Source organism: Bacillus sanguinis (assembly GCF_018332475.1).
In the GTDB taxonomy this organism is placed as follows: Bacteria; Bacillota; Bacilli; order Bacillales; family Bacillaceae_G; genus Bacillus_A; species Bacillus_A sanguinis.
In genome coordinates this window covers 1-4089 of record NZ_BOQB01000402.1, presented here as the reverse complement: position 1 = coordinate 4089, position 4089 = coordinate 1, and the positions used below count along the sequence as shown (strand labels likewise).

Genomic DNA, 4089 nt, shown 5'->3' with positions numbered 1-4089 from the left:
TTATTAAAAAAGGTTTGGTGGTGTGTAAAATGATTAAAGGTATTAAAAATATTGAAACGAAAGAACCGATAAAAATGTTTCTATTGGTTCCCTGTAGAATTCTTTTGTTTGATAATATTTATCAACATGTTATTCTTAGAAAGGATTTTTCACTACAGAAACTTTTATTTTAACTCGTATTTTTATTTATTTTTATTTTATATATTGCATAAAAATAAAAGTGCTGATACAATACAAACATCGAATAAATATTCTATTAAACTTTTAAATATACATTATTAGGGGGAAGAAAGATGAAGAAGTTATTATCAATATCGTTTGCACTTATTTTAGTTGTAAGTATGTTCAGCGCTTGTAGTAATGGGGAAGAAAAGGCTACTGGAAAAGATAAAAAAGTATTGGTTATGGGGACTTCAGCAGATTATAAACCGTATGAATACGTAGAAGCTTCAAAAAGTGATGAAATTATCGGCTTTGATGTTGATGTTGCTAAATATATCGGAAAAGAACTTGGTTATGAAGTGAAAGTGAAAGATATGGATTTTGGTGGTTTATTAGCATCTCTTAGCTCAGGAAAAGTTGATTTCGTAATGGCAGGTATGACGCCAACTGCAGAGCGTAAAAATAATGTTGATTTCACAGATATTTATTTTGTTGCGAAAAACATGGTCGTTTCTAAAAAGGATTCTAACATTAAATCTGTAGAGGATTTAAAAGGGAAAAAAGTAGGGGTACAAACAGGATCAATTCAAGAAGAGAAAGCAGCAGAATTTAAAAAACAAGTAGATTTCAAAGTTGAGGGACGTGACCGTATACCAGAAATTGTACAAGAAATTAAAGCTGGTCGTTTTGACGCTGCAATTATAGAAGACACGGTTGCTAAAAATTATTTAGAAAAAATGAAAGAATTACAAGGAATTGAAATTAAAGAAGCACCAGAAGAAGTAGGAGCAGCAATTGCCCTTCCGAAAAACAGTGATAAAACAGCTGAATTTAATAAAGTAATTAAAAAAATGCAAGAAAATGGAGAAATGGATAAATTAGTGAAGAAATGGTTTGGCAGCGAAAAATAAGCTGCCTTTCACTTTTCTGTGAGGGGAATGAAAAGAATGAACTTAGATTTTTCGGCGATTACGCCTTCGATACCATATATACTAAAAGGCCTAGAAGTTACTTTGAAAATTGTAGCAGTATCAGCGTTAGTTGGATTTATTTTAGGAACGTTATTAGCGCTTTGCAAAATTGCTAGAATACGAGTATTAAATATAGCGGCAGATTTTTATACATCAATTTTCCGTGGAACACCACTTGTATTGCAATTAATGATTATTTATTTCGGTGTCCCGCAAATAATTGGTTATGAAATACCAGCATTCGTAGCAGCTGTATTAGCATTTAGCTTAAATTCAGGTGCATATATGTCAGAGGTAATTCGTGCCGGCATTCAAGCGGTTGATAAAGGACAAACAGAAGCAGCGATGGCTTTAGGGATTCCTTACGGGAAAATGATGCGAAATATCATTTTCCCTCAAGCATTAAAAAATATATTACCAGCGCTTGTGAACGAGTTTGCGACACTTACGAAAGAATCGGCTGTAGTAACAGTAATAGGAGCGACTGATTTAATGCGCCGTGCTTATATTGTAGGCGGTGAGACGTTTAAATATCTTGAACCATTACTTTTTGTTGGACTCATTTATTATATGCTAGTCATTATTCTTACATTAGTCGGGAAGGCAATTGAAGGGAGAATGAAGAAAAGTGATTAAAATTGAAAATCTTCATAAATCGTTTGGAAAAAACGAAGTATTAAAAGGAATTACAACAACGATTGAAAAAGGAGAAGTAGTAGCAATTATTGGACCGTCTGGATCAGGGAAATCAACATTTTTACGTTGTATGAATGTGCTAGAAGCACCGACAAATGGTCACATTTGGATTGGAACGGAAGAAGTAACGAATCCAAAAACGAATATTATGCACGTTCGTGAAAATGTCGGAATGGTATTTCAGCATTTTCACCTATTTCCTCATATGACTGTACTAGAAAATATTACGTATGCTCCTATCAATGTAAAAGGAGTAACGAAACAAGAAGCTGAAAAGAAAGCCGAAAAACTTTTAGAAAAGGTCGGTTTATTAGATAAAAAAGATACGTACCCGAATCGTCTTTCGGGAGGACAAAAGCAACGTGTAGCAATTGCGAGAGCGTTAGCGATGGAACCAGAAGTGATGTTATTTGATGAACCAACATCAGCGCTTGATCCAGAGATGGTGAAAGAAGTGTTAGAAGTTATGAAATCATTAGTTACGACAGGAATGACAATGGCGATTGTTACACATGAAATGGGATTCGCAAAAGAAGTAGCAGATCGTGTTCTCTTTTTAGATGGTGGAAAACTTGTAGAAGATAGTGCGCCAGCACAATTTTTTGCAGCACCGAAAAGTGAGCGTGCGCAACAATTTTTACAAAAAATATTGTAATATGTAACGGTTACGTAAATAATAAGTAGAAAAGGATGACATTGTGTCATCCTTTTTTTATACTAACTGTAAATACGTTTATACATATAGGAGCAATGCTATGTTCAAAATTGGATACCGTACAGTAAAAACAGCAATAGGGACAGGCGCAGCAGTTTTTATTGCTCAGTTATTAGGATTAGAATTTTATAGTTCAGCGGGTATTTTAGTTATATTATGTGTACAAAATACGAAACGTAAATCACTTCAAGTGTCGTTACATCGTTTTTTAGCTTGTGTATTATCAATGGTATTCGCGTTTTGTATTTTTGAAACAATTGGCTATACACCACTTGCAATTAGTATATTATTGCTTACATTTATTCCGACTGCAGTTATGCTCAAAATTCAAGAAGGTATTGTCACGAGTTCAGTTATTGTGATGCATCTATATTCATTGAAACAAATTACATGGCTTATTGTTGGAAATGAAATTGCAATATTAACGATAGGGATTAGTGTGGCTTTATTAGTGAATATGTATATGCCAAGTAGTGAAAATAAGCTAAAAGAGTATCAGGATACAATAGAAAGTAATTTTAAAACAATTTTGTTTGAAATGGTCGTTTATTTACGAAACAGAGAAAGTAGTTGGAGCGGGGCAGAACTTATTGAAACTGAAAATATGCTAAATGAAGCAAGGGATTTATCGTTTAAGAAACTTGAGAATGCATTTATGCGAGAAGATGGCTATTACTATCGTTATTTTAATATGCGCATGCAACAATTTGAAATTTTAGAGCGGATGATACCATTAGCAGCTTCTTTATCATGGACATATGAACAAGCTGATATGATTGCGGATGTGGTTGAAAACATTGGGAATGCTATTAGCCCTGAGAGTACTGGGGTTATTTCCTTAAGGCAGCTGCAAGAAATGAGAGAATTATTTAGAGACATGCCATTGCCCGTTACACGTGAAGAATTTGAGATACGTGCGAAGCTTGTTCAACTTGTGTATGAAATGGAACAATATTTACTCATTAAAAGCCGTTTTAAGGGAAAGGATAATATAAAAGAACTTATATAGAAGGTAGGAATTATTTATGCCATATCTTCTCTCTTTCATATTATTTCTTTCTTTATCGCCTATTTGGCCTCTTGGTGACAATCCACGTGCCGGAGATCCTTTCATTATTGTAAATAAAGCGACGAATAAATTAGCTTATATTGACGATGGAAAGATTCAAAAGGTTTTTCCAGTAGCGACAGGGAAAACAAATGAATTAACTCCAGAGGGAACTTTTGATGTTGTAATGAAAGCGAAGGATCCGTATTATATTGCGAAGGATATTCCAGGTGGATCACCGAAAAATCCACTTGGATCAAGGTGGATTGGATTTAATGCAAGAGGAACTGATGGGAGTAAATATGGAATACATGGAACAAACCAACCTAGTTCAATTGGAAAGTATATTTCACAAGGATGTATAAGAATGAAGAAAAACGATGTGGAGTATTTATTTGATCGCATTCCAATTGGAACGAAAGTATGGATTGTGAAGTCGAAAAAATCATTTCAGCAATTGGCAAAACAAAAAGGAGCCATTGCATATGAAAAAGCCA

Annotated in this window: 5 protein-coding genes and 1 pseudogene; all 6 read left to right on the top strand. The window is 34.1% G+C overall.

The window, feature by feature from the left end; genetic code table 11:
• Positions 1 to 29: 29 nt before the first annotated feature.
• Positions 30 to 170, top strand: a pseudogene (locus KI369_RS26795) (HD-GYP domain-containing protein); the annotation flags it as partial.
• 123 nt (positions 171 to 293) lie between these two features.
• Positions 294 to 1073 (top strand): transporter substrate-binding domain-containing protein, encoded by a 780-nt coding sequence (locus tag KI369_RS26790; protein WP_212958560.1) that lies wholly within the window; start codon positions 294 to 296, stop codon positions 1071 to 1073.
• Positions 1074 to 1109: 36 nt separating this feature from the next.
• Entirely contained in the window at positions 1110 to 1769 is a 660-nt protein-coding gene (locus tag KI369_RS26785; RefSeq protein WP_088608131.1) for an amino acid ABC transporter permease, read from the top strand.
• Entirely contained in the window at positions 1762 to 2484 is a 723-nt protein-coding gene (locus KI369_RS26780; protein WP_048531021.1) for an amino acid ABC transporter ATP-binding protein, read from the top strand. The genes KI369_RS26785 and KI369_RS26780 overlap by 8 nt, the downstream gene beginning before the upstream one ends.
• A 100-nt stretch (positions 2485 to 2584) precedes the next feature.
• Entirely contained in the window at positions 2585 to 3553 is a 969-nt protein-coding gene (locus KI369_RS26775; RefSeq protein ID WP_000472675.1) for an aromatic acid exporter family protein, read from the top strand.
• 16 nt (positions 3554 to 3569) lie between these two features.
• Positions 3570 to 4089, top strand: a 520-nt coding sequence (locus tag KI369_RS26770; protein WP_212958558.1) for a L,D-transpeptidase, incomplete at its 3' end; no start/stop codon positions are given.

What these genes read in the sequence shown, in the direction of transcription:
- KI369_RS26790 (WP_212958560.1), top strand. Translation starts at nt 294, where the DNA reads ATGAAGAAGTTATTATCAATATCGTTTGCACTTATTTTAGTTGTAAGT.
- KI369_RS26785 (WP_088608131.1), top strand. Translation starts at nt 1,110, where the DNA reads ATGAACTTAGATTTTTCGGCGATTACGCCTTCGATACCATATATACTA.
- KI369_RS26775 (WP_000472675.1), top strand. Translation starts at nt 2,585, where the DNA reads ATGTTCAAAATTGGATACCGTACAGTAAAAACAGCAATAGGGACAGGC.